Annotated in this window: 4 protein-coding genes; all 4 read right to left on the minus strand. The window is 64.2% G+C overall.

Annotation, left to right across the window (positions count from 1 at the left end):
* A partial coding sequence (locus tag EOA75_RS29590) for an ABC transporter ATP-binding protein (protein ID WP_245466776.1) occupies positions 1 to 964 on the minus strand: 964 nt, incomplete at its 3' end.
* Positions 957 to 1,841, minus strand: a complete 885-nt coding sequence (locus EOA75_RS29595) for an ABC transporter permease (RefSeq protein ID WP_095823939.1) — start codon at positions 1,839 to 1,841, stop codon at positions 957 to 959. The genes EOA75_RS29595 and EOA75_RS29590, both read right to left, overlap by 8 nt.
* Entirely contained in the window at positions 1,838 to 2,776 is a 939-nt protein-coding gene (locus EOA75_RS29600) for an ABC transporter permease (protein WP_281058586.1), read from the minus strand. Before EOA75_RS29600 ends, EOA75_RS29595 begins: the two co-directional genes overlap by 4 nt.
* Positions 2,777 to 2,861: 85 nt before the next feature.
* A partial coding sequence (locus EOA75_RS29605; protein WP_164747648.1) for an ABC transporter substrate-binding protein occupies positions 2,862 to 4,315 on the minus strand: 1,454 nt, incomplete at its 5' end.

The following is a 4,315-nucleotide window of genomic DNA, read 5'->3' on the forward strand; positions in this document are numbered from 1 at the left end:
GATAGTGGCAGCGCGACAGCCGGCCGCCTCCAAGCTCATAGAGCGGCGGCGGCTCGCTGCGGCAGCGCTCCGTCGCCAGCGCGCAGCGGTCGGCGAAGGCGCAGCCGACGATCGTAGCGCCGATGCCGGGCAGGAAGCCGGGGATCGTGTCGAGCCGGCCCTGGTCCTTGCGCTGGCCGCCGCGCGGCAGGCAGCGCAGCAAGGCGACCGTGTAGGGATGGCGCGGATCGTTGAAGACGTCCTTGGTCGAGCCTTCCTCGACCAGCATCCCGGCATAGAGCACGCCGACCCGGTCGCACATGTTGGAAACCACGGCGAGGTTGTGGCTGATGAACAGGATTGAGGCCGAAAGCTCGCGGCGCAGTTGCGCGATGAGGTCGAGCACTTCGGCTTCGACCGTGGCGTCGAGACCCGTCGTCGGCTCGTCGAGGATCAGCATCGAGGGGTCGTTGGCCAAGGCCATTGCGATCGCCACGCGCTGCTGCATGCCGCCGGAAAGCTGGTGCGGGTAGCGCTGCATGACACTGGCCGGATCCGAGATGCGCACAAGATTGAGCATCGCGATCGCCTTGTCGCTCGCCGCCTGTCCCGACATGCCGGCAAGCTCGAAGATCTCGGTGAGCTGGCGGCCGATGCGCAATGATGGATTCAGCGCCTTGCCGGGATCCTGATAGACCATGGAGACGCTTTCCGCACGGGCGCGTCTGAGCGCCTCGGCATCGAGCTTCATCACATCCCGGCCGTCGAGCGCGATCGAGCCGCCGGTGATCGAGCCGTTGCGCGGCAGGTAGCGGACCACGGACAGCGCCGCGGTGGACTTTCCGCAGCCGGATTCGCCGACCAGCCCATAGGCCTCGCCGCGGCCGATCTTGAAGCTGACATTGCGCAGCACCGCCCGGTTGCGGCGCCCGACGCGATAGGCGACCGAGAGATCGTTGAGCTCGAGCGCGTTCCTGTCAGTCATTGAACGCTCCATGGACGCCGTCGGCCACCAGGTTGACCCCGATCACCAGCGAGGCGATCGCCAGCGCGTCGAACAGCACCGTCCACCAGAAGCCGCCGCCGATCATGCCGTAATTGCTGGATATCGAGAGTCCCCAGTCGGGCGAGGGCGGCTGGATGCCGAAGCCCATGAAGGAGAGCGTGGCGACGGCGAAGATCGCATAGCCCAGACGCACTGTCGTCTCGACCAGGATCGGCGGGATCACGTTGGGCAGGATCTCGACGAACATCGTGTGCAGCGCGCCTTCGTGGCGAAGCTTTGCCGCCGCGACATAATCGAGCTCGCGTTCGGCCAGCACCGCCGAGCGCACCGTGCGGGCGATGATCGGTGCGAAGCTCAAGCCGATGACTACGATCACGGTGATCTTGGAGGTGCCGAGCGCGACGATGGCGAGCAGTGCGATGATCACCACCGGGATTGCCATGAAGGCTTCGAGGATACGGCTGACGATATCGTCGACGATGCCGCGGAAATAGCCGATGACGAGCCCGAGCGCGGTGCCGGCAATGGTCGCCAGAATCGTGGCCAAAGGTGCCACCATCAGGATATCGCGTGAGCCGACGATGACCCGCGAGAAGACATCGCGGCCGATCTGGTCGGTGCCGAACCAGTGCTCGGCCGACGGTGGCGCCAGCGCGTTGATGATGTCGTCGGCAAGCGGATCGTAGGGGACGAAATGCTCGCCGAACAGCGCGCAGACGATCCAGAGCAGGACGATGCCGAGCCCGGTCAGGAAGGTTCCCGATCGCAAGAGCGAATGCAGCACCTCGCCCCAGGGGCTGCGCTGTGTCGCGGCGTCCGGCGTTGGCAGGTTAGCGGGTGTGTCTGTCGCGCTCATTGCTCCGCTCCCAGCCGAATGCGCGGATTGAGCACCGAATAGAGGAAATCGGCGATCAATGTGGCCACCGCATAGACGATGCCGATGGTGAGGATGCCGGCCTCGAGCATCGGAAAATCCTTGCCGCGGGCGGCAGTGAAGATCAGCGAGCCGATGCCCTGGTAGCGGAACAGCGTCTCGATCACGACAAGGCCGCCGATGAGGTAGCCGGTCTGGGTTGCGATGACGGTGATGGTCGGCAATAGCGCGTTGCGCAGCACATGCCGCCAGATCACCGTGCGCCACGGCAGACCTTTAAGCACCGCGGTGCGCGTATAGTCGGAATCGAGCGCGTCGATCATCCCCGACCGCGCCATGCGAGCGATATAGCCGAACAGCACCAGAAACAGCGGCAGCGACGGCAGGATGAGATAATAGAGCTGGGTGAAGACGCCGGCACCCTTCGGCCAGGCCGCCGCGATCGGCAGCCAGCGCAGCCAGACGCCGAAGATCAGGATCAGGATGATGCCGGTGACGAACTCGGGCAGCACCGTCACAGACAGTCCGCCGAGGCTGATGATGCGGTCGAGCGGCCGGTTGAGGTTGAGCGCAGCGAAGACACCGCCGAGGATGCCGATCGGCACCACCAGCACGAAGGCGACGAGCGCCAGCTTCATCGAATTGCCCAAAGCGTCGATGACGAAGGGCGCCACCGGCGCGCGGAAAATGTAGGACGTGCCCATGTCGCCATGAAGGAAGTTCCAGATCCAGCTTCCGTACTGGACGAGCAGCGGCCGGTCGACGCCGAGCGAGTGATTGAGCGCGTCGACGGCGCGCTGGTCGGCAAACGGCCCCAATATCGCGCGCCCGACATTGCCGGGCAGCACCTGGCCGCCCAGGAACACCATGACGCTGAGCAGGAACAGCGTCACGAGCGACAGAGCCAGGCGCCGGATGAGGAAGCCGAGGATGGCGAATACTCCTATTGGAGCCGGCTCTCCGTCGAGAGCCGGATGTCAGGGATAAGCTTGCTCCCTCGCGTCAGGCTTTCGAAGCCTTTTCGAGGAACAGCTGTGACATGGCGGTGGGCTGTACGCCCGCCACGCCTTTCGCCGTCGCAGTCAGGTAGTCGTAGAAATAGCCGAAGATCACCGGCGTTTCCTCGAGCAGCAGCTTCTGGATCTTGCCGGCTGCAGCCTTCTGCGCCTCGAGGTCGAGGGCAGCGATATAGCTGGTCGCCAGCTGGTCATAGTCCTTGTTCTTGAAATGCGCGGCATTCCAGGTGCCTTCGCTCTTCAATGGCGCCGCGAGATAGACGTTCGGCACGCCGCGGTGGCCGTAGTCGGTGATGCCCATCACCGAATCCAGCCAGTTCGATTTGCCGAACACGGCATCGCCGTAATAGGCGCTCTGGTCGAGGATGTTGAGCTCGAGCTCGATACCGATCTCCTTGACCCAGTTCTGGATCAGCTGCGCGTATTCGGGGATTTCCAGATAGCGCTCGGTGGTCAGCGTTATTTTGAACCCCTTGCCGGCGCCGGCCGCTTCCATCAGCTGCTTGGCCTGCGCGATGTCCTGCTCGCGCTGCGGCACGCTGGTGTCCGTCGACGGATAGACCCCGGCGAATGGGCTGTCATTGCCCTCCTGGGCGCGGCCTTTCATCAGGCCGGCGACCAACTTCTTGCGATCGATGCTGAGCGCGATGGCGCGGCGTACCCGCGGGTCCTTCATCGGACCGTCGTCGCAGCGCAGATGCAGTTGCTGATGCGCCGACGATTTCAGGCTGATGACGTTCACGTTCGGATCGCTGAGGACGGCGACGCCCGCCAGCACCGGCATCTGATTGATGATGTCGATCTGGCCGCCCTGCAGCGCCAGGATCTGCGGCTGGATATCGGTGAAGAAGGTGAATTCGGTGCGCTCCGGCAGGGCTTTTTCGCCCCAGTAGTTCTCATTGCGAACGAAGGAGGCGCCGACTTTGGGCGTGTACTTCTCCAGCTTGAACGGCCCGGTACCGTCGAAGCTCTTTTCGTAATCGCCCTTGTAGCTCGCCGGGATGATGACGGCGTTGTAGTTGTCGGACGACAGCATGTAGGGGAAGTTGCCGTTCGGCGCGTCGAGGTGGAATTCCACCGTGTAGTCGTCGACCTTCTTGCTGGCGCCCTTCGAGAGGATGCCGCTGAACACCGACAGCGCGTTGGAGGAGTTGGCGGGATCGGCAAGCCGGTCGATGCTGGCCACCACGTCCTCGGCCTTCATCTCGCCGCCTGAGTGGAACTTGACGCCCTTGCGCAGCGTGAAGGTCCACACTGAGCCATCGGCATTCGGCTTCCAGCTTTCGGCGAGTGCCGGCTTGAGCACCAGGTCGGGGCCGTCGACGCAGAGGAATTCGGCTACCTGCTGCATGACGAGCAGGCCGCCGGCGTCGGCGATGGTGACCGGGTCGATCGCGGCGGCCTGCTCGTCATGCAGCAGGTAGCCGAATTCCTCTGCGT

The sequence above is a fragment of the Mesorhizobium sp. M1A.F.Ca.IN.022.07.1.1 genome (genome assembly GCF_003997575.1).
Classification (GTDB): domain Bacteria; phylum Pseudomonadota; class Alphaproteobacteria; order Rhizobiales; family Rhizobiaceae; genus Mesorhizobium.